Below are 24,061 nucleotides of genomic sequence, written 5' to 3' on the forward strand. Positions count from 1 at the left end.
GCTGATGCGTCGCGTCGTCATTACCGGAATCGGTATCGTGTCCCCGCTTGCAAACGGGACCGAGGCCACATGGGAACGCCTTATTGCAGGCAAGTCCGGAGCGGGTCCCATTGACCTGTTCGATACAAAGGATGTGCCCTGCAAGATCGCCTTTCAGGTTCCGTGGAATGACGGCCGCGGCGGCGGCAGTGCGGATGATCCGCACGCCTTCGACCCCGATAAGGCGGCAAGTTCCAAGGAACGTCGCCGGATCGATGAGTTCATCCTCTACGCGCTTGCTGCATCAGACGAATGCGTCGAGGACTCTGGCTGGAAACCGGAATCGGACAATGACAAGGAGCGCACAGGCGTTCTGATCGGGTCCGGAATCGGTGGTCTCCAGTCAATCTACGACACGGCAATCACACTGCACACGCAGGGCGCTCGCCGGGTCAGCCCGTTCTTTATCCCATCGGCTTTGATCAACCTGGCCTCCGGGCAGGTTTCCATCCGTCACGGATTTAAAGGGCCCAACCACTCGGTCGTCACGGCCTGCGCGACAGGGGCTCACGCCATTGGCGACTCAGCCCGTCTCATCAAATACGGTGATGCCGACGTCATGCTGGCTGGCGGTGCCGAGGCTGTGATCTGTGAGATCGGCATTGCCGGTTTCTGCGCGGCCAAGGCGATGTCGACCAATTTCAACGACACGCCTGAGAAGGCTTCGCGTCCCTATGACAAGGATCGCGACGGCTTCGTCATGGGCGAGGGCGCCGCAGTCGTCATGCTCGAAGAGTATGAGCACGCAAAAGCGCGCGGTGCGAAGATCTATGCCGAAGTGGCGGGCTACGGCCTCACGGGCGACGCCTATCACATCACAGCACCCGCCGAAGGATCTGAAGGCGGCTACCGCGCCATGAAGATGGCGCTTGGTCATTCCGGTCTTGATGTGTCCGACATCGACTACGTCAACACCCATGGCACCTCGACGCCAAAAGGCGACGAAGGTGAAATTGGCGCTGTTGAACGGCTCTTTGGCGATCACACAAAGAACTTGTCACTGTCATCGACGAAGTCTGCGGTTGGCCATTTGCTTGGTGCAGCGGGTGCCATTGAGAGCGCTTTCTGTGCGCTCGCGATCCGCGACCAGGTGATGCCGCCGACCCTCAATCTGGACAATCCAAGCGTGGACACACCTATCGACCTCATTCCGCACAAAGCGAAAAAAGGTCAGGTCCGGGCAGCGATGTCGAACAGTTTCGGCTTTGGCGGCACGAATGCCTGTCTGATCCTTAAGCAGGCTGACTAGTTCCTATTCGCGCGTCGGTGGGGCAAAGTGGGGCGGAATCAATTGATTGAGTCGCTTCCATGGGTTTTCTGAAAGCAATTTTCGTCCTTCTCATTATCGGCGTCATCATTGGTGGGGCTGCGCTGGCTGGCGGCTGGATGTGGCTGCAGAATGAAGTCGCCAAGCCTGGGCCAATCATCGAAGAAACAAATTTTCGAGTTGAGTCCGGTGATCACGTCGGTGCCGTGGCTCAACGCCTCAAAGACCAGGGCATCATTTCAGATGCACGCGCGATGAAACTTCACGCGCGGATCAGTGGCCAAGAGGCTGCCCTCAAAGTGGGCGAATACGCCATCCCGGCGCGGGCCAGCATGGGCGCAGTGCTCGACCAGCTGGTTGAAGGTGACGTGATCCAGTACCGTATCACTGTGCCCGAAGGGCGGACCACCGCACAGATTCTCCGCCTGGTAGACGCGCATCCTGATCTTGTCGGTGATCTGCCGGACCGAGACATCGCTGAAGGCACACTGTTGCCGGACACCTATATATTCGCCTCCGATACATCGAAGACCGCCATCATAGAGCGTATGGAGAAGGCGCAGGACGATCTCCTCGCAGAACTCTGGCCGGAGCGTCAGGATGACATCCCTGTCGCCACACCGGAGGAGGCTGTGATCCTTGCGTCCGTTGTCGAGAAGGAAACCGCAATAGCCGAAGAGCGCTCGCTTGTGGCGGGTCTCTTCACGACGCGGCTGAAGCGAGGCATGCGGCTCGAGAGTGATCCGACCGTCATATATGGCGTGTCTGGCGGGGAACCTCTTTACCGAACGCTAAATGGCGAGAAGGTCAGGCGCACATTGTACCGGTCGGAGCTCAATCGTCAGACGGACTGGAACACCTATCAGATGGACGGATTGCCAAAGACGCCGATCTGCAATCCTGGCCGCGATGCCATCGCGGCGGTGCTGAATCCACCGCAAACAGAATACGTTTTCTTCGTCGCTGACGGCAAAGGTGGACACCTCTTCGCTGAGACGCTTGCTGAGCACAACAAAAATGTCGCCGCCTATCGCGCCTATGAGCGTGAAGAGATCGCCCGGGAGCGCAGTAATTGACCAATACCGTATCGTCGATGACAGGCTTTGCCCGCGTATCGGGAGAAGCCGACTGGGGCAGTTGGGCGTGGGAAGCCAAAAGCGTGAATGGCCGCTCGCTTGACGTTCGAGTCAACGTGCCGAGCGGGTTTGAAACGCTCGAACGGCAGGTCAAACAGGCCGCTTCAAAAGCGTTTTCGCGCGGTAATCTTCAGATTGGCCTCCGCATTGACCTCTCTGCTGGCAAAGAGACGCTGGTCGTCAATTCCGATGCGCTGAACGCCGTCGTTGATGCTTTTCAAAATGCGTCGTCTGCTGCCATGGACGGCAATGCGCTGGCAACACTGATGACGATCAAGGGCGTCGTCGAGGCTGGCGTGCAATCCACCCGGGATATTGGAGCCGATGAAAGCGTCGTGCGTGACATGGCTGCCGCTGGCGAACAGCTCATTGTTGATCTTGCCCTGTCGAGGCGGAGCGAAGGGGCCGCCATGGCTGACGTCATTTCCGGGTATCTGGACGAGATGGAAGCGCACCGCGCAGACGCCGCTGCGCTCGCCGGTGACCAGCCTAAGCTTCTGAAGGCGCGGCTGGAAAAGCAGATCGCCGAGCTTGAGGCTGACAAACATGTCGATGCGGACCGCATGGCGGCCGAGATTGCCTTGGCAGCAGCGAAAGCCGACGTTCGCGAAGAGCTGGACAGGCTGGCGGCTCATATCGAAACCGGTCGGTCGCTGCTTGAGGGCGGAGGCGCTATCGGCCGCAAGCTCGACTTCCTCGCACAGGAATTCAACCGTGAGGCCAATACGCTCTGTTCAAAATCGGTCAGCCTCGATTTGACGAATGCGGGACTCGCGATCAAAGGACTGGTGGACCAGTTCAAGGAGCAGGCAGCCAATGTCGAATAGCGGGCATCCGAAAGATCAGGGGCAACGCCGTGGACTGATGCTGGTCATCTCTTCCCCGTCTGGGGCTGGCAAGACAACATTGGCCCGCAAGCTCATGGAAGAGTTTGCTGACATCAAATTGTCGGTATCGGCCACGACGCGCGAAGCACGTCCGGGCGAAACCGATGGCATCGACTACCATTTCAAGACACGTGACGATTTCCGCGAAATGATTTCCCGCCGGGAATTCCTCGAATGGGCACTCGTCTTCGACAATCTTTACGGCACACCGCGCGCTGACACGGAACGTTTGCTGGAAACCGGCCATGACGTCCTTTTCGACGTGGACTGGCAGGGCGCCGATGCCCTGCATGATCAGATGCCCCGTGACGTGGTGTCCGTATTTGTGCTTCCGCCAAGCATTGAAGCGCTTAAGGCTCGGCTCGCCGCGCGGCCCGGCTCCACTGACGAAATCGTCGAACGCCGCATGCGTGACGCCAAGGCCGAGATGCGTCATTGGCGGCGCTATGACTATGCAATCGTGAATGATGATCTCGAAGTTGCCTATCAGCGCCTCAAACGCATCCTGCTCGTCGAACGGTTGAAGCGCCTGCGCCAGCTCAGCCTGGAAGACCATGTCCGGGAATTGATGGGCGAGGCCTGACCTAGTTCGCTTCTCGAATGCGCCTTACTCATAAAGGAGGTGCATTCGCATGACGGGTGAGGGCCAGTGCTTTTGCCGTTTCTGCGGCGCGCGAATTGGCCGTGACAGCGTCCGTGTGGTGCAGACTATCGTATCGATCAACGACGCTGGTGAGATAGATGGCGGGTTGCAACACCCGCCAGCCTGGCTGTCTGAAACGACCCCCTGCTATACGGACAGAAAAGCGGCGTACGAGAAGCGAGATCAGGAAATCCGAAGCACTTATGCGGCGGCAGAAGTCAAAGGCATGCTTATCTCATTCACAGTGGGCGGACATTTTCAGCGCATCTATATCGGCGAATGTGCCGTCTGCGGCCAGGAAGACCCGCTGAACAAGGTCGCTGGACTGCTCGCGTCCGGTTTTGAGCGAATCGATATGCCGGAGATTGACCGCTGCTCGCTAGGCGAAGAAGGCGAGCAGCGCCGCGCAAGAATTGCCGAAGCAGAACGCCAACGTCTCATCGACATGGGCATGTCCACGGTCTGTCCGTCCTGCAATGAGGTTAACCGGAAAAGAGCAACATGGTGCCGCAAGTGTGATTGTCTGCTTGCAGATACCGACCCTGCTTCCTCCGCTCCCTTGAAAGAGCGTCAGTGCCATGACTGCCGGGCCATTCTAGGGTTTAACGAAGCCATGGCGCTGGAGTATCCCGGTTTGCTCAAGGCGTTGCCGGACTTCATCATGCCGGCGACAATTACCATGTCGGCTTTGGAAGGGAGCAAATATACCGGCACTCGCAAAGAGTCAGTGGCCATTAGGCCCTGTGATACGTGCGGCAGCAGAGATCCGCTGAGACTGGTGGAGCAATTGGAGAAGGATGGCTATCGCTGATCGGCCAGCGAACTGGCCAAGGCCCTGAACTCATCCTGCGTCAGCGTTTCGGCTCGAGCCGTCGGGTCGATTTCGCAGCTTTCCAGCCATTCGGTCGCATCGACGCCGCGGGATTTCGCCAAAGATTTGAGGCTGGCCCGTAGCATCTTGCGGCGCTGACCGAAGGCGGCGGTCGTCACTTTTTCGAGCGTTTCCAGATCGGCAAAGCGCTGATCCGGTTGGAGCGGCGTCAGCACTGCGACGGCGCTGTCGACCCTGGGCGGCGGCCGAAAGGCGCCGGGGGGCAGGGTGAAGGCTATATGCGCGTCACACACCGCATGTGCCAGCACAGCGAGACGTCCGTAGTGCGGCGTATTCGGACCAGCCACAATGCGTTCAGCAACCTCCTTCTGAAACATCAGCGCCATCTCACCGCGCCAGTCATCTGTCTTGAGCCACTCCACCAGCAACGGCGTGCCGACATTGTAGGGCAGATTGGCGATTATCATGGCGGGCATGTCTCCGCCTGACTCCTCAATGAGTGATCGCCAGTGAACCTTCCGGGCATCCGCCTGGCGCACTGTGAGCTGTCCTGACTTGCTCTCCGGCCAATCGGCTAGTGCTGACGCGAAGCGTTCGTCTGCCTCGACGGCGATGAGTTTTTTGACCCCTTCTTTCAGCAAGGCTCGCGTCAGCCCGCCGGGTCCGGGGCCAACTTCGATCACCGTGCGGTCTTCCACCGGCCCTGCGGCTAGCGCTGTACGGCGCAATATATCCGGGTCGAACAGAAAATGCTGTCCAAGGGCCTTTCGTGCGCGGCCCTCTGTCAGGTTCGGCTCGTCAGTCATGGCGCGCGCGGTTCGAAGCCATTTGCGACGCGAGCCTGATCGCAGCGATCAGGCTGTCAGCCCGCGCAGATCCATCCCGCGCTGCATCATAAGCTGTGCCGTGATCAGGGCTGGTGCGAATTATGGGCAGGCCGAGCGTGGTGTTCACGCCGCCCCAGAAGTCGAGTGTTTTTACGGGGATCAAGCCCTGGTCATGCGTCATCGCAATGATGGCATCAAACCGGCCATCCAACATTTCAGCAAACACCGTGTCAGCGGGGCGTGCATCTGAGATGTCGATGCCCTCCGCTCGCAGCTCTGCCGCGACAGGGTTGATGATGTCCTGTTCCTCGAGGCCAATTGTACCGCTTTCGCCCGCGTGCGGGTTGAGCCCGGTAAAGGCGATGCGTGGGTTACGGGCCCCGAGGTCCCGGGCGAGCGCGTGCGCGGTCGTCTTGGCGACCTGCCTGAGGAGTTTCGGCGTCAGTTTGCTGGAGACGTCGAGCAAGGGGATGTGAATGGTCGCCAATGCGACCTTCAGCCCGCCGCCGACCAGCATCATGACTGGTGGACATGGCGTTCCCGTCTCACGTTCGCAGATCGAGGCAATGAACTCCGTATGGCCCGGATGCTTGAAGCCGGCCGCATACAATACAGATTTCGAAATCGGATTGGTCACCACACCACCGGCTTTCCCTTCCAGGGCGTGCAGGGTTGCGGTCTCGATGCTTTCAATGATTGACGGAGCGGTGTCAGAGTTGGGCGTGCCCGGAACGATATCGGGCAGGGCATTGGCAAGTTGCAGAACGGGAAGACGATCGCCGAAAACGCTTGGCGTCTGTTCCGGACTTTTGATGACGGTGCACGGGCAATCGAAGAGTGCTGGATCTCCGATCACGTAAAACCCATCTGAAAGCGATCCGCGCAGCATCTTCCAGGCGTCGACAGTGATCGCCGGCCCGCACCCGGCGGGATCACCCATGCTCAAGGCGAGAGGAAGAGAAGCGCGAACGTTCATGCCCCTGCATAGTTGAGAATAGCAGGCGCGCTCAAGCGCCTCTGGAACTTAGCTACCACGCTGGATGATAGTCGCTTCGCGGCGAAGATTCCGGAGTGAACGTTGGGAAATCATCGACAATTGCCGTGCAAACAGACGGTCTTCGACTTCCTCGCGTGACGGCAATGTGCTGCCGGTCTCATCAATGTTGCAAACATACATGACCGCGATCGTGCCCGACATGGCAAAGATATCCGTGGCTTCGCCGACGGGGGTGGATTCCACCAGTGACCGGCCTTCGGGACCGAGATCTGACAAGCGCAGGTCTTCAAGACGCGAAGCGCGCAGGTTCGGATCGTTTTCCGCAATTGTTTCAGCGCCTTCACAGCTGCCAGCGGCTGAAGTCGCGGTAATCAGGTCTTCCTCGCTGCCGTTTTCCACCGACAGGCGGACGAGATCCACCAGAGCGACTGTTTCGGTCGGCTCGCGCTTGCCTTGATAAGCGATGATGTAAACGCCGTCCTCAACCCGGATTGGATCCGACAGGCCTTCGCTTGGCATTGCGCTGAGCGCCTCAGCAACAGCCGGATCGAGATCTTCAGTCGATACCCAGCCCATGTCTCCGCCTGCCGCGGCTGTCGGGGCGGAGGAGAAGCGTTGAGCCGCAACTTCGAAAGGCGCGCCTTCGCGTAGCTGCTCCAGGATCGTGTTCGCACCAGCGATTGCCTGTTCCTTTTCTTCATCGCTCGGTGCGTAAAGGAAAATTTCGGCAATTCTGTACTGAGTTTTGTCTAGCGACGCTTTCAGCTGAGCCAATTGCTCATCGACCTGGTTTTCTGAAATACGGATGCGGGACCCGTAAAGGCCGCCCATGATGCGACGCCACGCGATTTCAGAGCGCATTTGCGCCTGGAGGCTCGACGGGTTCACGCCAGCCGACAGAAGCACGTTTATCAGACCATCGCGATCCATGCCGGATTGACGCGCCATATCGGACACAGCAGACGCGATGTCCTCATCAGACACTTCAACTTCATACTCCGTTGCTTCCTGCAGCTGGAGCTTCTCGTCGATCAGCTCATCAAGAGCCTGCGCCGTGATTTGTTGCACCTGCTGCTGGTTAGGGTTCTGCACGCCAAGGGTAAGCAACAGCAGAGAAGCACGTTCGCGCACGTCGCTGTAGGAAATTGGCTCATCATTAACGATCGCAACGATGCCTTCGATCGTTTGCGCTTCCTGCGCCGTAGCCACCGGGGTGAGAGCCGGAGCAGACGCTGCGAGTGCCAATGCGGCGATGCCAAATTTCATCATACTTACCTCCATGACCGCCATGCCAACCCATGTCGCCCAAATTATGGCAGACCATACCGCCAGAAACACGTGAAGCAATCCGAAGATGCCAGTGCTGCTCAGCGACTATGCATCACCGGCCGTGAACCTCAGCTGAACTAGTCGAAGTTGTTGGATCCCATATTTCCCAGGGTTTTCAGGCCGAAACGGAACATGATCGAATCCGACGGACCGAGTTGGCGGTCAACCTTCTCGGACCGCTCGAAGACAAGTTCGAACCTCGAACAATCATCCTGATAGCCCACACCGATGGAGTGGCGAATATCACGATTGTTTTCAATGTCACGCTGCAGGCCATAGATCAGGAAGTAATTATCGGTGACAGACACTTCAGACTGCAGGATCACGCCTTCCTGCCGCAGTCCGGCCTGCGTGACTTCCGCGTCAATCTGGTAATAGATCGCCGATGCGAGGAACCGGTCGAACCGCATGTCGACGCTCGTATCAATTCTGTTGAGTTCCAGGCTGTCATCATCAAGGCGAACTTTGGCCTTGAACGTAAAGGGGTTTCCCATATCCAGCGAGACGGCGCCGAGCCAGTCGCTCGCTGTGCCATCAAGGTTGCTTGGTACGTCAAAGGCAGCGTCGTCGCGATTGCGCCACCGGCGACCCGCAAGCGCTGTCAGCTGCACGCCTGATTTCCACCTTGCGACCGTCGAAATACCCGCGCCGATCTTGCCGTCGCCCTCATAGAGATCGTATCCGGCCTGCCCGTTGGCGTCGAAAATAGAGGATGTGTCGAGTTCGTAGAACAGCCCGTCTTCGATGGGAATTTCGGCGTCATTCGGGCCGGTCGTACCGATCGCAGCCATTACGATGGGTTCGACAATGATGTCCACTGACTTGCCGGGGCGATAGAGGGGCAAGGATAGCTCGGCGCCGACCGCCCCTACACCGCGGTCAATAGTGTCCGCATCGCCCGTCGTGGGGAAATCGTTCAGCTCATACCGGTCGAACCGGGCTTCGGCGAAAGGCTCCGCGACAATGCCGCCGGGCAAGACCTTCTGCATGGACCAGTCAGCACCGACACTTACGCGGTGGCTGTCTGGCCCGGTCAGGCGGGACAGGAACGCTGTGGAGGCATTGATATTGGCAAAGCCAAGCTGGCCCAGGTCAAAGTCGTATTGCGCATAGCCGAGCGGCAGGACATCGGCGATGCCAGCTTCGCGTTGGTCCGTCAGGCGAAGATTGTCGAACGTCAGAACCGATGCATCGGCGTACCAGTTTGACGATTGCCCAACTGTATATAGTTGCGAGAGTAGCGTGCGTGGCTGGTTGGTGTAGAGGCCGCGTTTATTGTTCTCACCCTGGATGTCGTAGCGCTCAATATAAAGATCGTCGGTGGTTTCCTCCACACCGAAACCCCAGAGCCAGTTCTTGTTGATGTTGAACTGGCCATCGGCGAACACGTGTCCGCGCCATTCCTGTTCACCAAACTTTTCGCCGTCGGAATCGAACTCTTTCTCATTCGTGGCTGTCAGGTTGATATTCAGGTTTCCCGACCAGAAACGCTTTCTGTAATCGAGTTCAATGACAGGATTGACCTTCGAATACAGCCATGGCGCGACCGTCAGGTCCTGATAAGGCGAGATCGCCCAAAGATAAGGCTGCTGGTAGGTGAGACCGGTTTTGGAGGAGCTGCCAATCGTCGGAATGAGAAACCCTGAACGACGTTCAGCTTTTGGGTCGGGGTGCGCGAAATAGGGCAGGTAGATGACCGGGATGCCAGCGATCTCCAGCACGGCATCCTTGTATGTGTACATGCCGTCCTCTTCATCGAGAACCGCTTCACGGGCGCGGATGGCCCATGTCGGCGTCGTGTCGCCTTCGCACAATTCACATGCGGTGAAGATCGCACGGTCCAGCGTATTGAGCGATTCATTCTCCCGGCGCGCTGAATTGGCTGAAGCCGTCGCCCCATCAGGCGTCCGCATGGAAAATTCGACCGCGTAGCCATCCGCAAGGTTAGCGTCGGTCTCAACCTCATCGGCGAAACGCTGCGTGCCGTCCGGCTCCAGTATGACAATATTGCCCTGCGCACGCACGCGGGCCGTCGACCGGTTGTAAGTCAGCTTGTCTGCCGTCAGCACACGGCCTTGATATTCAGCCGAGACATTCCCTTCAGCGACGACGGTGTTCTCATTCTCCAGAACATACACGTTGTCGGCCTGCAGGATGACTTTTGAGGATTCCGCCGCCTCAGTATCTGAGGCTTGCGCGACGACCTGCGGCGCGGTGGCGCTCAGCATGATCGCAGCAAAAGCGGTTTTCCAAACGGCCATAAGGCCTCCTGCACTTACCCAAAACCCGGTGATTCTCGCATAAGCGGCCTTGTACGGCCCGTCCAGATTTACATGCCACCCTTGACGGTAATTCACGAGCTGTGTTGCAGGCCGGACATTACCGGTGCTGGGCTCAAGTGCGCGAGGCGAGACCACCGGCGTGAGTGATCGCCCGGCCTTCCAGCTCGAGTTCTAGGAGCACAGACGCGCATTGACGCGCAGAGCAAGCACTCGCCAGTGCGATCTCCTCGATGGCAACCGGCGTCGGAGAAAGAGATTCGTAGACGCGTCCGGCAAGTCCCTCCGGTATGTCGGGCACCGTATGAGCGCCCTTGGCGGTCGGTTGAAAGGCAAACAGATCATCCTGCCTGGCAATCTGGGCGCTCACCGCCTCGATGACGTCGTCTGCATGACGAACCAGTGTTGCGCCATTGCGCAGTAATCTGTTGGTCCCGGCAGCGCGCGCATCAAGCGGCGATCCGGGGACAGCCATCACTTCGCGCCCTTGTTCGCCGGCCATGCGAGCAGAAATGAGCGAGCCGGATCGCTCGGCCGCTTCCACAATGACGGTCCCGACGGAGAGACCAGTGATGATGCGGTTTCTCCGAGGAAAGTCCCGAGCGGTTGCGCGATGACCAAAACGACGCTCCGACACGATGAGGCCTTTCTCAGCGATGGCAGAATAGAGATCCTGGTGTTGGGGCGGGTAGACCTGGTCCACACCGCCGGCCAGCACTGCAATCGTGCCGGTCTCCAGGCTGGCGGCATGGGCTTCGCCATCGATTCCCCGGGCGAGGCCGGACACTGACACCAGCCCCGCTGCGCCGACACCGGCCGCGATCAGGCGGGCCAGCTTCCGTCCGGCTGCCGAAGCGTTCCTCGCGCCGACAATGCCAATGGCAGGCCGCTTCAGCAAACCATGATCGCCGATCATCGAAAGAACCGGGGGCGGTGGTGAGAGCGCTGAGAGAGCCGGCGGATAGTTCTCCTCACAGGCACATACGATCTGCCCACCTGCGCGCCGGCACATGTCGATTTCCTGCTCGGCAGCCTGATAATCCAGTTTAAGTTGCGGGACCGATTTCGCTGCTTCGACGGGAGAACCGAATTTATCTAAGAGCTGGAAAAAGCTCACCGGCCCTATTTTGGGCGCACGGGCGAGGGCCAACCACTCAACCCTTTCGCGGTCCCCAAGCACGCCCGTCATTCAGCGTCGGCCTGCTTTTTCTTTTGTCCGAATTTCGGTTCGCTTCCGCTTAGCAAACGAGCCAGATTGGCCCGATGCGTCCAGAAAACGAGAATGCTGAGAGCAGCAAGGACGCCCACGGCGAAATGCGTTTCGCCGAGCAGAAATGCGCCGATTGGCACAAGAGCGGCCGCTGTAAGGGCCGCCAGCGACGAAATCCGGAAAATCAGGAACATGCCAAGCCAGATAGGCCCGCCAACCATCAATCCCTTGAGTGATGCGAACACAAGAAGCCCCGCATAGGTCGCGACACCCTTGCCACCTTTGAAGCCAAGCCAGACGGGGTAGCAGTGGCCCAGAAAGGCTGCGGCGCCAGCGATCAAGCCGACATTTCGGCTGGCAAAGGCAAAGGTGAACAGCAACACCGCCAGCCCCGCCTTGAAACTGTCCAGGATGAGCGTCGCGAAAGCGAGGTCCTTACGGCCAGTGCGCAGCACATTGGTTGCACCAATATTCCCTGATCCGATCTGGCGGATGTCGCCCAGCCCCGCAGCCCGCGTAATGATCAAGCCAAACGGAATAGACCCCAGCAGGTATCCACCAATAGCGGCGATGAAAAACGGGAGGTAGGTCATGAATTTGTCCTGTCGTGCGATCGCCTGATTTACCGCTTAGCTTGTTTCGTTATCGGGTTCGAGCGTCAAGGGACAAGGACGCTGGCTACACCCTTTGCGATCTCGACGCGCCAATGAGAATTGATTTACACTGGGCTGACCCAGGGGACGGGAGAGACGACAATCGACGCAAATGAACGACTGCTCAGGGCCGCGATTTCGCTGATCGGCGAGAACGGGCCGGACTTGCTGACGCATCGAATGATTGCGGAAGAAGCCGGTTTGTCGCCGGGGACGGCCACCTATCATTTCAGTTCTCTTGATGTCCTGATTGAGAGAGCTTTTGCGCTCTATATTGCAGACTATGAAAGCGCGCTGGAGGCAGCATTAACGGCCAAGCCGATGCGCACGCTGAGAGATGTCACGACGTTCCTCACCCGCATGACGGCTCTGGATGCCAGTGATGCCGAACTTGCACGGATCGAGTATTCGATGATCCTTTATGCCCGGCACAATGAGGCCCTGCATGATCTCGTGAGCCATTGGTCAGGCCTGCTTCAGGGGGCAGTCGCCGATGGCTTGCGCGCGGCCAGCGCCCCCAGTCCGGATTTTCTGGCAGGGATCGCCGTCAGTTTCTGTCGCGGAATCGAAATTGAAGTGCTTTCCAAAGCCAGCAAAGTCGACGATTCCTGGATGCGCTCACGCCTGGACGCGATCTTCAAGCTGTTTGACTAGAACTCAAACACGGTTTCGCCCGCGATAATCGTTCGCTCGACCCGGCCAACCATGCGCCGACCGTCGAAAGGCGAGTTGAGCGAGCGTGACCTCAGATTTTCGCGTTCGCACAGCCACGGTTTATCGGCGTCGAACAGGATCAGGTCTGCGGGGGCACCAACGACCAGTCGTCCTTGAGGAACGCCAATAATATCGGCGGGGCTCGATGTGACGGGTTTCAGGGCATCCAGGAGGTCGATCCGTTCATCCTGAACCAGCGCGAGGAGCGCTGAGAGAACGGTCTCCAGTCCGGCGGCGCCAAATGAGGCTTCGCCGAATGGCAGCCGCTTTTCTTCCGGTGGCTGCGGGTCGTGCGCCGACACCACCGCATCGATCTCGCCGTCGACGAGCGCCTGGATCAGTGCCTGCCGGTCCTCCTCTACGCGGAAGGGCGGATTGACCTTGCAGTAGGTGAGATAGTCGCCGACATCGAGCTCATTGAAGAACAGATGATGCGCCGCGACGCTCACATACACCTTGACGCCGCGGTCGCGCGCTGCCCGGATCATGTCGATGCTGCGGGCGGTCGACACCTGATCGACCAGAAGCGTGCATCCGGTCGCTTCGGCAAGCAGCAAGTCGCGGCCAAGCCCGATCCATTCTGCCTCTCGTGGCAGTCCGGGCAGCCCCATTCGGGCCGCTTGCGCGCCTGCATTCATGACACCGCTGGTGCCAAGCGCATGATCATTCGGCCGGCTGGAGACGATTGCGTTGCAGCTCGCGGCATATCCCATCGTCCGCCGCAACATGGACGGATTTTCCACCGGCAGGTCGCCATTGGTGAAAAACACCGCGCCGGAACCTGACATCATGGCGATTTCTGCCATGGCATTACCCTTCAGGCCTTTGGTCAGTGCGCCCGCCGGATAGATGCGCGCTTTTGCAGTCTCCTTGCCGCGATTGGTGATGAACTGAACCAGCGCGACATCGTCAATCACAGGGTCTGTATCTGGCATGACCACCATGCTGGTGACGCCGCCAGCAACAGCAGCCCGCGAAGCCGTCGCGAGTGTTTCCTTCTGCTCTGCGCCAGGCTCGCCGGTTTTGACCCGCAGATCGATGAGGCCAGGCGCAAGGCAAAGCCCGCCGGCGTCGATGGTCTCATCCGCTGTTTCGTTGACGGCCCCGACTGCCGTGATGACGCCGTCTTCGAAAAGCAGCGACCCTGCCTCGTCCCATCCGGACGCTGGACAAGCAAGATGCGCGTTGGTGATCAGCGTTTTCATCGGCGTCTCCCCGACAGGAGCTTGAGAACAGCCTCACGCACTGCGACGCCCATCTCGACCTGCTCAGTGATGACGGACCGCTCGCCGTCGGCGATTGCGCTCTCGATTTCAACGCCGCGATTCATTGGCCCGGGGTGCATGACTGTGGCGTCTGCCGCAGCCTTCTCGAGGCGTTCGGCGGTCAGGCCGAAATTGCGAAAATATTCGCGCTGGCTTGGCAGATAAGCGCCATTCATCCGTTCGAGCTGCAAGCGAAGCATCATGACAACGTCAGCGCCTTCTATGGCCTTGTCGAAGTCATGAACCGCCTGCGCCGCGCCCCATGTTTCAGTGCCGGACGGCAGCAGCGTTGCAGGGCCGCACAGCGTCACCTGAGCCCCGAGGAGGTGTAGCGCCATCGTCGTTGAGCGCGCCACGCGAGAATGCAGGATGTCGCCGCAGATCGTGACTTTGAGGCCTTCAATACGGCCTTTGGCACGGCGGATCGTCAGTGTGTCCAACAGGCCCTGCGTCGGGTGCTGATGTGTGCCGTCGCCCGCATTGATCACCGCGCAATCGACCTTGCGCGACAGCAGCTTCACGCCGCCGGAGGCAGAATGGCGGATCACGATGGCGTCCGGCGCCATGGCATTGAGCGTCATCGCCGTGTCGATCAGCGTTTCACCTTTTTTGACGCTGGACTGGGCCACCGGCATTGAGACGACATCGGCGCCGAGACGCTTAGCGGCAATTTCAAAGCTCGACATGGTGCGCGTCGAGTTCTCGAAGAAAAGGTTGATGACCGTCATGTTTTTCAGATGCGGTTCGGGCCGGCGGCCGGCGCGGGTCGCCTCTGCAAACTCTTCTGAAAGATCGAGAATATGTTCGATGTCGAGCCGGGAAAGGTCCTCAATGCTCAACAGGTGGCGGTGCTCAAATTCGTAGCTGTAGCCCGGAATGGCCATGCGCTGCCTTTCGATTTTTGGCGGTTTATGCGCGATTCCGGCTGAGGGCAAGGGGGCAGCGGCAAGGTGTTAGAATAGTCCCGCCGAAAGGCATGCAAACCAGATTGCCGGCATGGTGACAATCGACAGCACCGTCTGCATCGCGATCAGGTTGGCGGCGAGGGGAGCATCGCCGCCGAGCTGGCGCGCGAGAATGTAGGAACTCGTGGCGGTGGAGGTCGAGGCACTGATCACCGCGACAGCGAAGGGCGTGCCGGTAAGGCCGAGCGCAAGGGCGCCGGCAATGGTGAGCGCGGGCATGCCGAGGAGGCGAACGAGCGACCAGGTGACGGTGCGCACGCCCGCCCGGCCAAGCGCGCTGACATCCATGCCGGCCCCCGCCGCGAGCAGGCCGAGCGCGATCGTGCCCTGGCCGAGCAGGGCAAGCGTGTCGTCGATCATGGGCGGAATGGTGAGGTTCAAAGCGGCCAGCGCGCCGCCGATCGCACAGGCGATGATCAGCGGGTTTCGGATGAGTTCCGCAACCGGGTTGCGGCGGGCGCCGGTCTCCCGCTCGGCATGCGCCGTGAGCGCTGTGACGCTCAATATGTTGGCGGTCGGTATCATGGCGGCTGCGGCGATGGAGACGAGCGCCAGTCCCTCCTCGCCGAAGAGCGCGCTGCCGATGGAGAGCGCGACGAAAGTGTTCCAGCGCACATTCGACTGGATGATCGAGCCGACGGCGGGACGCGTCATACCGGGCCAGGCGCGCGCGAGCAGGCCGACGAGGCCGAGCAGGCACTGGGCGCCGATCAGGATCAGGGCAAGCCTCCAGGGGGCCGTTTCGAACGGGGCGCGGGCGAGCGCGCGGATGATGAGGGCAGGCAGGAGCAGGACATAGGCAAGCCGTTCGACCGCACGCCATCCATCATCCGACAGGACATTCCTCCAGCCCAGAAAGCGCCCGAGGGCGACCAGAAGCATGACTGGGACGAGGGCTGCTAGAAACGCGCTCATGACGCGTTGGCGAGCCGGTCGATGGCGGTCTGAAGGATGATGGCGGCGGCGGAGGCGTCAATTAGTTCGGCGCGTCTGGCGCGAGACAAATCTGCCGATATCATGGCGCGTTCGGCCTCAGAGCTCGTCAGGCGCTCATCCTGGAACGCGATCGAAATGTCACGGCGTTCATTGATATTGCGCGCAAGCGCGCGAGCCGATTGAACGCGTGGGCCTTCCGAGCCGTCCATATTAAGCGGTAGCCCCATGATGAGACCGACGGCGCGGCGTTCATCGATAATCGCCATCAACCTGTCGAGAGAAGGGCCAAGCTTGCGACCTTTCTTGATCGTCTCAACGGGTGAAGCGATCATTCGGCCTGCGTCGCACGCCGCAATGCCGAGCGTTTTCGAGCCGGGATCAATCCCGATCAGGACGCCAAATGGCGGAAGGTCAAACAGGTCTATTACCGGCATGGCAGCGTGTGGGCTCGTCTCTTGAATTTGCCCTGCCTAGCGCGTATCGGACGGATATGTCGATTGGAGAAAGCCAATGAGCGTTACGAAAGACGATGTTCGCAAGGCTGCGCGCCTGTCCCGCATTGCCGTGACGGAGGACCGTCTTGAGCCATTGGCCAATGAGCTGACATCCATCATGGGCTGGATTGAACAGCTGAACGAGGTCGATGTCGAAGGCGTGGAGCCGATGACATCCGTTGTCGATGCAACCCTCCCACTGCGCGACGACGTCGTAACTGACGGCAATATTCAGGACCAGGTTCTCGCCAACGCTCCGAAGAGCGATGACGGTTTCTTTGTTGTGCCGAAGTCGGTCGAATAATTATTCGTCGGCCGGCTCGTCCTCTGCGGCGTCTTCATCCCATTCATAGATAGCGGCAATTGGACAGCGTACGCTGGGCATATCGGTCTGGCTCGGCCCAAAGACGCTATCGTATGCGTAGATGGCGTCGCCCCGGCTGATACAACCAGCGCCTGGACTGTTGTCGAAGCTGAGCGAGAGCGCGTGATCCAGATCGTAGCAACGACCGACTGTTTCGATCAGATACTCGTCATTCACGCCCTTTTCGACGATCACGGTGTTTCGCGTTGCATTCCGGAAATTGTCGATGGATGAACCGAAACAGATCCTGTCGACTCTTTCGCCGAGACGGGCATCAGTACGCCACTCATCGGCGGTCTCGTCGCTAGCAGCGGTCGAGGAGCAGCCCGCCAGTGCCATCAGAAGCGCTGCGGAGGCTGCTGTCAGTGCAAATGTTGGTTTCATATTGGGCTCCTTTTATAATGGCTTAGGCGCCTGAATCTGTATGGTGCATGAACAACGGTTCACCCGCCAGGGCTGTTGCAAATCAGTACGATTACGTCTCGGGGCTTGAACTTTCGGCCAAGCCCAGCATACCAAGGCCGAAATTCGTTTCCGGATATCCCAGACTTCTATGACCGACCTCACGAAACTTACCCTCGCTGGCGCGCTTGACGGGCTCAAGTCGAAATCATTTTCGTCCGTCGAACTGACGCAGGCTTTTGTCGATGCGATCGAGGCATCGAACGACACGATCAATGCTTACGTGGTGAAGACGCCTGAGAAGGCGCTGGAAATGGCGGAAGCGTCCGACAAGCGGATCGCGGCAGGCGAGGCCGGCGCGCTGGAGGGGGCGCCGCTTGGCGTGAAGGATTTGTATTGCACCAAAGGCGTGCGAACCACGGCTTGCTCAAACATCCTTGGTGAGTTCACGCCCACCTATGAGTCGAGCGTTACGCAGCAGCTCTGGGATCGCGGCGCCGTCATGCTGGGCAAACTCAACATGGATGAGTTTGCCATGGGCTCATCGAATGAGACGTCGCGTTTCGGCCCGCCAGCCAATCCATGGCGACGGGAAGGGACCAACCAGACGCTGACGCCAGGTGGCTCGTCAGGCGGGTCTGCAGCGGCCGTTGCGGCTGACCTTTGTCTGGGCGCAACAGCGTCGGATACAGGCGGTTCGATCCGCCAGCCAGCCAGCTTCACCGGCACGGTTGGCATCAAACCGACTTATGGCCGGGCCAGCCGCTTCGGAATGGTCGCCTTTGCGTCCTCGCTCGATCAGGCTGGGCCCATCGCCAAGACCGTCGAAGACAGTGCGATCTTGCTGGAAGCCATGTGCGGACATGACGCAAAAGATTCGACCTCGCTTCCAGAGCCTGTGCCGAACTGGCGCGATGCCGTTTCTCGCGGCGTCGAAGGCATGAAAATCGGCATTCCGAAAGAATATCGCGTCGATGGGATGCCGGAAGAAATTGAAGCGCTCTGGAGCCAGGGGATTGAGTGGCTGAAAGCCCAGGGGGCCGAAATCCTCGACGTTTCGCTGCCGCATACAAAGTACGCTCTACCGGCTTATTATATCGTGGCACCGGCAGAAGCGTCGTCAAACCTCGCACGCTATGACGGCATGCGCTACGGCACCCGCGTCTCAGGCGAAGACCTTGTCCATACCTATGAAGGCACGCGTAGCGCAGGCTTCGGCAATGAAGTCCAGCGGCGTCTGATGATCGGTACTTATGTGCTGTCGTCCGGTTATTATGATGCCTATTATCTCCGTGCACAGAAGGTCCGCACAAAGATTTTAAATGACTTTGAGGAAGTCTTCAAAACCTGCGATGCGCTTTTGACGCCCACATGTCCCTCCGCAGCGTTTGCTTATGGAGAGAAGTCAGGTGATCCGGTTCAGATGTATCTGAATGATATCTTCACCGTCACCGCCAATCTGGCCGGTCTGCCGGGGATTTCAGTGCCTGCCGCTCTCGACAAGCAAGGGCTGCCGCTCGGCCTGCAGGTCATCGGCAAAGCCCTGGACGAGGAAGCCTGTTTCCGTGTCGGCGGCGCGCTGGAAGACGCAGCCGGATTTGTCGCCAAACCGGAGAAGTGGTGGTAAGCTCAGCGCATGAGCCGGAAGACTCGCACATTCGTCTACGCTGCTGGCGCTTTCGCGATCATGCTGTTGATGATCGTCCTGATGGCATGGCAGCAGGGCGTTGATCCATTTCATCCGCGCACGCGCATGTACTGGCTGGCTGCCGTTGTCACAGCTCTCTACCTTTCTCTGCGAGGCGCCGTTTTCGTCGAGCGGTTGCAATTCCGCCGCAGCAAGCGCCAGGAGCGCGTCGATACACCTAGCCGACTGAGCAAGAATATTGATGACCGGATGGCTGCTCGAAAGGCGCGGGTCGAAGCGGCTAGGGCGAGGCAGAACTCAGACGAGCAGGCCTGACGCGGATCGGCGCAATTGCGCCTAATCTGATTAGCGGGAATTAACCATGCCATGCTAATGCTCCGTGCTGGGAGTATTAGACTGAGCGCCATGCGAAACCATATCGTATTCTTGTTCACCGCACTGATCGTTCTGGGTGCGATTCTCGCTTACCGAGAATACAATCCAGAGCCGCCAGCCGACTATGAAATCTATTATTTTGGTTCGACCAAATGCGGCGTCTGCAAAGAATGGAAGTCCGGCGCATTTGCTGACTGGAAACATGACGACGCCTTTCGGTATGCGCCGATCAAGATGGTGGAGGTGACACCGTCTCTCGGGCGAAACTCAGGCGATTATTTCAGATACAATGACGTTTATCAGCGGGCCTTTGGCGGCCAGAGATCGACGATCTGGCCAAGCTTTGTCTTGTTGAATGGCGACGAGGTTGAAGTAAAAACGTCTGGGCTTGCGGGTTGGCAGAAGATTGAAAAGCGCGTTCGCAATGAAGCGCACCGGGTTCGCCATCAGACGGAAGCCGGCCGGCTTTGCCTGAGCCGTTCAGAAAGTCCCAAATGCGTCTGAGGCGCACGAGAACGATCCTGCCGCAATAACAGCCCTCGGCTATGGAACAGCCGGTCGGCTTATGCTTAAACCCGCGAGATCGAACTGAAGCGGATTGCATGTTATGACCGAACGGCCGACTTATACTTTGACTGGCGAAACCGGTGACTGGGAACTTGTCATGGGCCTTGAAGTCCATGCGCAGGTGGCATCCCAGGCAAAACTGTTTTCCGGCGCATCAACAGCGTTCGGCGCTGACCCCAATTGCAATGTATCGCTCGTCGACGCGGCCATGCCTGGCATGCTCCCGGTTATCAATCGCAAGTGCGTCGAGCAGGCGGTGCGCACCGGCCTTGGCCTGAAGGCGAAGATCAACAAATGGTCGCGCTTTGATCGCAAGAACTATTTCTATCCGGACCTGCCGCAGGGCTACCAGATTTCGCAATTCGAATTCCCGATTGTGGGTGAGGGCGAGATCGAGGTTGATGTGGAGCCGGCTCATGGCGATCCGGCTTACAGTTTTCCGGTCCGTATTGAGCGACTGCATCTGGAACAGGACGCCGGCAAGTCTATCCACGACATGGCCCCGGACGCCACTTATGTTGACCTGAACCGGTCTGGTGTCGCGTTGATGGAGATTGTTTCCAAGCCTGATGTCCGCACGCCTCTCGAAGCTGCCGCATACGTGAAAAAGCTCAAATCCATCGTGGTGGCGCTGGGCACCTGTGACGGCGATATGGAGAAGGGCAATCTGCGCGCAGACGTGAACGTGTCGGTTTGCAAACCGGGCACATACGAGAAGTTTCGCGAGACGGGTGACTTCAGCCATCTCGGCACCCGTTGCGAGATCAAGAACATGAACTCGTTCCGCTTCATCCAGGCGGCCATCGAATATGAGGCGCGCCGTCAGATCGAGATCATTGAAGGCGGCGGCAAGGTTGATCAGGAGACCCGGCTTTTCGATCCGAACAAGGGTGAAACCCGGTCAATGCGGTCAAAGGAAGATGCGCATGATTATCGCTACTTCCCGGATCCAGACCTGCTCCCGCTTGAGATCACCGATCTCTTTATCGACAACATCCGTGACAGTCTGCCTGAGCTGCCAGACGAAAAACGTGCCCGCTTCGAAAGTGAATATGGCCTGTCGCGCTACGATGCAGGTGTGCTGACGGCCGATGCTGAGCGAGCAGAGTTTTTCGAGGCGGTCGCCCATGGCCGGGATGCAAAACTCGCGGCGAACTGGGTTAGCCAGGAATTGTTCGGCTATCTCAACCGCGAGGATATGGAGCTGGCTGAAAGCCCCGTCTCAGCGGTGGAACTCGGCGAGCTGGTCGATTTGATCTCTGACAACACCATCTCTGGCAAGATTGCCAAGGACGTCTTCGCCCGCATGATCGATGGCGAAGGCGCGCCCGCTGCGATTGTTGAAAAGCACGGCCTGAAACAGGTGACCGACACTGGAGCCATCGAAGCGATTGTCGACAAGATCATTGCTGACAACCCCGAACAGGCCGCGTCCGTCAAAGAGAAGCCGAAGGCGATGGGCTGGTTTGTCGGTCAGGTGATGAAGGAAAGCGGTGGCAAGGCCAACCCACAGGCCGTCAACCAGATTCTCCGCCAGAAGCTCGGGCTCTAGCCGTCGTTCGCGCCCGCTTCGTTGCCCGTATCTGAAAACTGCTCGCTGAGGAGGTTGATGTCGCGTTGAATGCTGCTGCGAAGCACGTCCGACATGTCTTCACCGTGCGGGTGTATGAGGGCCAGTTGCCTGAGGACCAGACATTTGCAGCAGATTTCGAGCGCGTGTTGGCTATTGAGCATGGCAAGATCATAGACGCGCTGTTTTAGCGTTGCGGCCAGCCCTCTTGCGCGAGCTTCGACCATGGAAGACAGGACCTTGTCATGGTGGGCTTCTGCAAAGGTGTTCGATTGCTGCTGTAGATGCAGATAGTCTTCCAACAGTACCAGCCAGTTGCGGGTGAAAGTCGTAATCTGACCCTCAGGCGCATTGCTGAGCAGCGTTTTCGGGTCCACGCCGTGGCGGTCCAGAAGCTGTCGACAGAGATCGTTCAAGTCTTGGGTCATGGGAGGAACATCTTTTTTTATGTAGATGGTCCTATACCCATGTGCCATCGTGACACGTGTCACGTATACGGGCCACAAGCTGCTAAAACTCGGATGATCTGCTGCTAAAAGTATGCCGAGATCTTGTCGGCCAGAGCTTTCAATTCATCCATGTCTGCCGGCTTTCCGCTGGCGTGGGAGCGCGTTTCGCTGCCCTCGAAAATCGGAAGAATGTGGAAGTGCAGGTGGTAGACGGTCTGTCCTGCCGGCGCGCCGTTGAACTGCATGACGCGCACGCCGTCGGGTTGGAGCGCTTTCTCGACGGCCTGCGCGACCTTCTGAACGCGTTGCATGTAGGGGCCGAGCTTGTCGTCAGGCATTTCCAGCAGGTTTCGCGCTTCCACATCTTTCGGAATGACGAGTGTGTGGCCTTCGACCTGCGGGAAAATGTCCATGAAGGCGAGGGCGACATCATCCTCGAAGACCTTCACAGCGGGCACTTCACCGCGCAGCATTTTTGCGAAGATATTGTCGGTGTCGTAGGTGGCGTGAAGGGTCATTCAGTATGCTTATCGCGTTCAGCCGCTTTGTAAAACGCTTTGGCGTCGAGAAAAATCCAGATCATTGAAGCGATCAAGAACAGCGGAAGGAGGAAGGCGCCACCGTCGTTTATGAACTGTATCGACTCTGACTGGTAGGTTCTCCGCATCGTCTGGTCAGTCGCCAAACCGGCCAACCAAAACGGTATCGCCAGAAGTCCAACAAGCGCCGCCAACAAGCCCTGCGGTGCCAGGAGATAGGCCCACGCAGCAATCCGACCGTAAGGTTCTGGCTGTTCATAGTCCTGTTCCGGTTTACTGGCGCTGGTGACCTCTTCAAGGAGCAAGTTTGCTTCTTCGAAGTCTTTTGAAGCAACCGAAACCCTGACGCCCCCAAGCGCTTCAATCAGATACCATTGGACGGTGATATGTTCGAAATCGTTGATAACCGCAAAGACACCGTTGGCTTCGAGAAAGGACTTGCAGGCCAGTGCCTCTGGTAGGGCTGCGAACCACCGAATCGTAACGAAAGAGCTCATCCATCTTTCTTAAACGGGGTGCGCTCACGTAGATAGCCTGCTTCTCGCTCTACCATAAGGCGTTCGCGGCCGAGATAGTCTTCAACGGCATTGGCGAGACCCTCATGGGCGATCCAGTGAGCGGAATACGTTGTCTCGGGCACGTAACCGCGCGCCAGCTTGTGTCCGCCCTGGGCACCGGCCTCGACAGTTTTCAATCCGCGCTGGATCGCGAAATCGATCGCCTGATAGTAGCAGGTCTCGAAATGCAGCATCGGTCGCGGTGACGTCGTTCCCCAGTAGCGGCCAAGCAGCCGATCGCCGCCAATCATGTTCATGGCGCCGGCAATGGGGACGCCGTCCTCTATTGCAAAAATCAGCAATATGTCGTCTGCCATTCGCTCGCTGAGCAGCGAAAATGTCTCCCGGTTAAGATAGGGCGACCCCCATTTGCGTGCACCGGTGTCCATATAAAACTCGTAGAATGCATCCCAATGAGCTTCGGTGATCTCGTCGCCGGTGAGGTGCACGAAGTCGAGCCCGTCCTGAGCCTTTGCGCGCTCCTTGCGGAGGTTTTTGCGTTTCGCCGAGGACAATACGGCAAGGAAATCATCAAAGCTTTCATAGCCATCATTATGCCAGTGGAATTGCTGATCTGTGCGAATGAGCAGGCCAGCCCGGTCGAGATTGGCGGCTTCCTCGCGCGTCACGAAGTTCACATGCAGCGAAGAGATATCGTTCTGGTCGGCGATTTGCGCCGCCGCCGATATCAGCGTGCGCTCGATCATCGCCTGATCGGGGCCCGGCTTGGCCAGCCGTCGACGACCGGTCACCGGCGTGAAGGGTACGGCGGAGAGAAGTTTCGGATAGTAGCGCCCACCCGCGCGTTCATAGGCGTCGGCCCAGCTATGGTCGAATACAAATTCCCCTTGCGAATGGCTCTTGAGATAGAGTGGCATGGCGCCAACCAGACCGCTGCTGGCTGTTTCGACCAGGAGATGATGTGGTGCCCACCCGGTTGCCTTGCTGGCCGCTTCGGTCGCTTCGAGCGCCTCCAGGAACTCCCAACTCAAAAATGGGTCGTAGGAGATGCTTGCCGGGTTGGCGATCGCGTTCCAGTCCTGCGGGTCGACCTCATCAAGGCCGTTGATCAAGCGGATCTGGAAATGCGTTTCGTCCATAAATGACAAGGTAGAGC

General features: G+C 58.7%; 26 protein-coding genes. 11 read left to right on the top strand and 15 right to left on the bottom strand.

The window, feature by feature from the left end:
* Window positions 1-4: 4 nt before the first annotated feature.
* From fabF to WNY37_RS09865, 5 genes are read left to right on the top strand one after another with little or no spacing between them, the layout of a single operon-like run.
* Complete coding sequence (gene fabF / locus WNY37_RS09845; protein WP_342973218.1) at window positions 5-1,288, top strand: beta-ketoacyl-ACP synthase II; 1,284 nt, start codon at window positions 5-7, stop codon at window positions 1,286-1,288.
* Between the two features lie 59 nt (window positions 1,289-1,347).
* Window positions 1,348-2,382, top strand: a complete 1,035-nt coding sequence (gene mltG / locus WNY37_RS09850; RefSeq protein ID WP_342973219.1) for an endolytic transglycosylase MltG — start codon at window positions 1,348-1,350, stop codon at window positions 2,380-2,382.
* A complete protein-coding gene (locus WNY37_RS09855; protein WP_342973220.1) occupies window positions 2,379-3,269 on the top strand; it encodes a YicC/YloC family endoribonuclease in 891 nt (296 codons plus the stop codon). The genes mltG and WNY37_RS09855 overlap by 4 nt, the downstream gene beginning before the upstream one ends.
* On the top strand, window positions 3,259-3,912 hold the full coding sequence (gmk, locus tag WNY37_RS09860) for a guanylate kinase (protein WP_342973221.1): 654 nt from the start codon (window positions 3,259-3,261) through the stop codon (window positions 3,910-3,912). The genes WNY37_RS09855 and gmk overlap by 11 nt, the downstream gene beginning before the upstream one ends.
* A gap of 49 nt (window positions 3,913-3,961) precedes the next feature.
* The gene (locus WNY37_RS09865) at window positions 3,962-4,783 is read left to right on the top strand and encodes a hypothetical protein (protein WP_342973222.1); all 822 of its coding nucleotides are present in this window, start codon (window positions 3,962-3,964) and stop codon (window positions 4,781-4,783) included.
* Here WNY37_RS09865 and rsmA read toward each other — a convergent pair.
* The 6 genes from rsmA to plsY form a co-directional block, all read right to left on the bottom strand.
* A complete protein-coding gene (rsmA, locus tag WNY37_RS09870) occupies window positions 4,774-5,610 on the bottom strand; it encodes a 16S rRNA (adenine(1518)-N(6)/adenine(1519)-N(6))-dimethyltransferase RsmA (RefSeq protein WP_342973223.1) in 837 nt (278 codons plus the stop codon). The genes WNY37_RS09865 and rsmA overlap by 10 nt on opposite strands.
* Window positions 5,603-6,607 carry a 4-hydroxythreonine-4-phosphate dehydrogenase PdxA gene (gene pdxA / locus WNY37_RS09875; protein WP_342973224.1) on the bottom strand — a complete coding sequence of 335 codons (1,005 nt, stop codon included), beginning with the start codon at window positions 6,605-6,607 and terminating at the stop codon, window positions 5,603-5,605. The genes rsmA and pdxA overlap by 8 nt, the downstream gene beginning before the upstream one ends.
* 48 nt (window positions 6,608-6,655) lie before the next feature.
* Window positions 6,656-7,897, bottom strand: coding sequence for a peptidylprolyl isomerase (locus tag WNY37_RS09880; RefSeq protein WP_342973225.1), 1,242 nt, complete (start codon window positions 7,895-7,897; stop codon window positions 6,656-6,658).
* Between the two features lie 137 nt (window positions 7,898-8,034).
* A complete protein-coding gene (gene lptD / locus WNY37_RS09885) occupies window positions 8,035-10,218 on the bottom strand; it encodes an LPS assembly protein LptD (protein WP_342973226.1) in 2,184 nt (727 codons plus the stop codon).
* A gap of 133 nt (window positions 10,219-10,351) precedes the next feature.
* Window positions 10,352-11,425: a DNA-processing protein DprA gene (gene dprA / locus WNY37_RS09890; RefSeq protein ID WP_342973227.1), complete on the bottom strand. Its 1,074-nt coding sequence runs from the start codon at window positions 11,423-11,425 to the stop codon at window positions 10,352-10,354.
* Window positions 11,422-12,039 carry a glycerol-3-phosphate 1-O-acyltransferase PlsY gene (gene plsY / locus WNY37_RS09895; RefSeq protein WP_342973228.1) on the bottom strand — a complete coding sequence of 206 codons (618 nt, stop codon included), beginning with the start codon at window positions 12,037-12,039 and terminating at the stop codon, window positions 11,422-11,424. Before plsY ends, dprA begins: the two co-directional genes overlap by 4 nt.
* Window positions 12,040-12,159: 120 nt before the next feature.
* Between plsY and WNY37_RS09900 the strand changes: the two genes are divergently transcribed.
* Complete coding sequence (locus tag WNY37_RS09900) at window positions 12,160-12,753, top strand: TetR family transcriptional regulator (RefSeq protein ID WP_342973229.1); 594 nt, start codon at window positions 12,160-12,162, stop codon at window positions 12,751-12,753.
* Here the strand turns inward: WNY37_RS09900 and pyrC are convergent.
* The 4 genes from pyrC to ruvX form a co-directional block, all read right to left on the bottom strand.
* Window positions 12,750-14,018, bottom strand: coding sequence for a dihydroorotase (gene pyrC, locus WNY37_RS09905; RefSeq protein ID WP_342973230.1), 1,269 nt, complete (start codon window positions 14,016-14,018; stop codon window positions 12,750-12,752). The two genes, WNY37_RS09900 and pyrC, sit on opposite strands and share 4 nt — an antisense overlap.
* Window positions 14,015-14,962: an aspartate carbamoyltransferase catalytic subunit gene (locus tag WNY37_RS09910; RefSeq protein ID WP_342973231.1), complete on the bottom strand. Its 948-nt coding sequence runs from the start codon at window positions 14,960-14,962 to the stop codon at window positions 14,015-14,017. Before WNY37_RS09910 ends, pyrC begins: the two co-directional genes overlap by 4 nt.
* A 69-nt stretch (window positions 14,963-15,031) precedes the next feature.
* The gene (locus WNY37_RS09915) at window positions 15,032-15,958 is read right to left on the bottom strand and encodes an AEC family transporter (RefSeq protein ID WP_342973232.1); all 927 of its coding nucleotides are present in this window, start codon (window positions 15,956-15,958) and stop codon (window positions 15,032-15,034) included.
* Window positions 15,955-16,413 carry a Holliday junction resolvase RuvX gene (gene ruvX / locus WNY37_RS09920; RefSeq protein WP_342973233.1) on the bottom strand — a complete coding sequence of 153 codons (459 nt, stop codon included), beginning with the start codon at window positions 16,411-16,413 and terminating at the stop codon, window positions 15,955-15,957. The genes WNY37_RS09915 and ruvX overlap by 4 nt, the downstream gene beginning before the upstream one ends.
* A 76-nt stretch (window positions 16,414-16,489) precedes the next feature.
* Between ruvX and gatC the strand changes: the two genes are divergently transcribed.
* Window positions 16,490-16,777, top strand: a complete 288-nt coding sequence (gene gatC, locus WNY37_RS09925; protein ID WP_342973234.1) for an Asp-tRNA(Asn)/Glu-tRNA(Gln) amidotransferase subunit GatC — start codon at window positions 16,490-16,492, stop codon at window positions 16,775-16,777.
* Here the strand turns inward: gatC and WNY37_RS09930 are convergent, their stop codons facing one another.
* Window positions 16,778-17,221 (bottom strand): DUF6491 family protein, encoded by a 444-nt coding sequence (locus tag WNY37_RS09930; protein ID WP_342973235.1) that lies wholly within the window; start codon window positions 17,219-17,221, stop codon window positions 16,778-16,780.
* 169 nt (window positions 17,222-17,390) lie between these two features.
* On the opposite strand from WNY37_RS09930, the gene gatA reads away from it, so the two are divergent.
* The 4 genes from gatA (at window position 17,391) to gatB (ending at window position 21,381) form a co-directional block, all read left to right on the top strand.
* Window positions 17,391-18,866 (top strand): Asp-tRNA(Asn)/Glu-tRNA(Gln) amidotransferase subunit GatA, encoded by a 1,476-nt coding sequence (gene gatA, locus WNY37_RS09935; RefSeq protein ID WP_342973236.1) that lies wholly within the window; start codon window positions 17,391-17,393, stop codon window positions 18,864-18,866.
* Between the two features lie 9 nt (window positions 18,867-18,875).
* Window positions 18,876-19,202: a hypothetical protein gene (locus WNY37_RS09940; protein ID WP_342973237.1), complete on the top strand. Its 327-nt coding sequence runs from the start codon at window positions 18,876-18,878 to the stop codon at window positions 19,200-19,202.
* A 90-nt stretch (window positions 19,203-19,292) separates the two neighbouring features.
* Window positions 19,293-19,766, top strand: coding sequence for a hypothetical protein (locus WNY37_RS09945; protein WP_342973238.1), 474 nt, complete (start codon window positions 19,293-19,295; stop codon window positions 19,764-19,766).
* 103 nt (window positions 19,767-19,869) lie between these two features.
* Entirely contained in the window at window positions 19,870-21,381 is a 1,512-nt protein-coding gene (gene gatB, locus WNY37_RS09950; RefSeq protein WP_342973239.1) for an Asp-tRNA(Asn)/Glu-tRNA(Gln) amidotransferase subunit GatB, read from the top strand.
* Here gatB and WNY37_RS09955 read toward each other — a convergent pair.
* From WNY37_RS09955 to WNY37_RS09970, 4 genes are all read right to left on the bottom strand, one after another.
* Window positions 21,378-21,827, bottom strand: a complete 450-nt coding sequence (locus WNY37_RS09955; RefSeq protein WP_342973240.1) for a hypothetical protein — start codon at window positions 21,825-21,827, stop codon at window positions 21,378-21,380. The two genes, gatB and WNY37_RS09955, sit on opposite strands and share 4 nt — an antisense overlap.
* Window positions 21,828-21,931: 104 nt before the next feature.
* Window positions 21,932-22,366, bottom strand: a complete 435-nt coding sequence (locus tag WNY37_RS09960; protein ID WP_342973241.1) for an HIT family protein — start codon at window positions 22,364-22,366, stop codon at window positions 21,932-21,934.
* Entirely contained in the window at window positions 22,363-22,884 is a 522-nt protein-coding gene (locus WNY37_RS09965; protein ID WP_342973242.1) for a hypothetical protein, read from the bottom strand. Before WNY37_RS09965 ends, WNY37_RS09960 begins: the two co-directional genes overlap by 4 nt.
* On the bottom strand, window positions 22,881-24,044 hold the full coding sequence (locus WNY37_RS09970) for a GNAT family N-acetyltransferase (RefSeq protein ID WP_342974891.1): 1,164 nt from the start codon (window positions 24,042-24,044) through the stop codon (window positions 22,881-22,883). Before WNY37_RS09970 ends, WNY37_RS09965 begins: the two co-directional genes overlap by 4 nt.
* Between the last annotated feature and the right edge of the window lie 17 nt (window positions 24,045-24,061).

The organism is Henriciella sp. AS95 (assembly GCF_038900055.1).
GTDB lineage: Bacteria > Pseudomonadota > Alphaproteobacteria > Caulobacterales > Hyphomonadaceae > Henriciella.

Coding starts and splice junctions, on each gene's coding strand:
- fabF (WP_342973218.1), top strand. CDS start 5: ATGCGTCGCGTCGTCATTACCGGAATCGGTATCGTGTCCCCGCTTGCA.
- mltG (WP_342973219.1), top strand. CDS start 1,348: ATGGGTTTTCTGAAAGCAATTTTCGTCCTTCTCATTATCGGCGTCATC.
- gmk (WP_342973221.1), top strand. CDS start 3,259: ATGTCGAATAGCGGGCATCCGAAAGATCAGGGGCAACGCCGTGGACTG.
- WNY37_RS09865 (WP_342973222.1), top strand. CDS start 3,962: ATGACGGGTGAGGGCCAGTGCTTTTGCCGTTTCTGCGGCGCGCGAATT.
- rsmA (WP_342973223.1), bottom strand. CDS start 5,610: ATGACTGACGAGCCGAACCTGACAGAGGGCCGCGCACGAAAGGCCCTT.
- pdxA (WP_342973224.1), bottom strand. CDS start 6,607: ATGAACGTTCGCGCTTCTCTTCCTCTCGCCTTGAGCATGGGTGATCCC.
- WNY37_RS09880 (WP_342973225.1), bottom strand. CDS start 7,897: ATGATGAAATTTGGCATCGCCGCATTGGCACTCGCAGCGTCTGCTCCG.
- lptD (WP_342973226.1), bottom strand. CDS start 10,218: ATGGCCGTTTGGAAAACCGCTTTTGCTGCGATCATGCTGAGCGCCACC.
- dprA (WP_342973227.1), bottom strand. CDS start 11,425: ATGACGGGCGTGCTTGGGGACCGCGAAAGGGTTGAGTGGTTGGCCCTC.
- plsY (WP_342973228.1), bottom strand. CDS start 12,039: ATGACCTACCTCCCGTTTTTCATCGCCGCTATTGGTGGATACCTGCTG.
- pyrC (WP_342973230.1), bottom strand. CDS start 14,018: ATGAAAACGCTGATCACCAACGCGCATCTTGCTTGTCCAGCGTCCGGA.
- WNY37_RS09910 (WP_342973231.1), bottom strand. CDS start 14,962: ATGGCCATTCCGGGCTACAGCTACGAATTTGAGCACCGCCACCTGTTG.
- WNY37_RS09915 (WP_342973232.1), bottom strand. CDS start 15,958: ATGAGCGCGTTTCTAGCAGCCCTCGTCCCAGTCATGCTTCTGGTCGCC.
- ruvX (WP_342973233.1), bottom strand. CDS start 16,413: ATGCCGGTAATAGACCTGTTTGACCTTCCGCCATTTGGCGTCCTGATC.
- gatC (WP_342973234.1), top strand. CDS start 16,490: ATGAGCGTTACGAAAGACGATGTTCGCAAGGCTGCGCGCCTGTCCCGC.
- WNY37_RS09930 (WP_342973235.1), bottom strand. CDS start 17,221: ATGAAACCAACATTTGCACTGACAGCAGCCTCCGCAGCGCTTCTGATG.
- gatA (WP_342973236.1), top strand. CDS start 17,391: ATGACCGACCTCACGAAACTTACCCTCGCTGGCGCGCTTGACGGGCTC.
- WNY37_RS09940 (WP_342973237.1), top strand. CDS start 18,876: ATGAGCCGGAAGACTCGCACATTCGTCTACGCTGCTGGCGCTTTCGCG.
- WNY37_RS09945 (WP_342973238.1), top strand. CDS start 19,293: ATGCGAAACCATATCGTATTCTTGTTCACCGCACTGATCGTTCTGGGT.
- gatB (WP_342973239.1), top strand. CDS start 19,870: ATGACCGAACGGCCGACTTATACTTTGACTGGCGAAACCGGTGACTGG.
- WNY37_RS09955 (WP_342973240.1), bottom strand. CDS start 21,827: ATGACCCAAGACTTGAACGATCTCTGTCGACAGCTTCTGGACCGCCAC.
- WNY37_RS09960 (WP_342973241.1), bottom strand. CDS start 22,366: ATGACCCTTCACGCCACCTACGACACCGACAATATCTTCGCAAAAATG.
- WNY37_RS09965 (WP_342973242.1), bottom strand. CDS start 22,884: ATGAGCTCTTTCGTTACGATTCGGTGGTTCGCAGCCCTACCAGAGGCA.
- WNY37_RS09970 (WP_342974891.1), bottom strand. CDS start 24,044: ATGGACGAAACGCATTTCCAGATCCGCTTGATCAACGGCCTTGATGAG.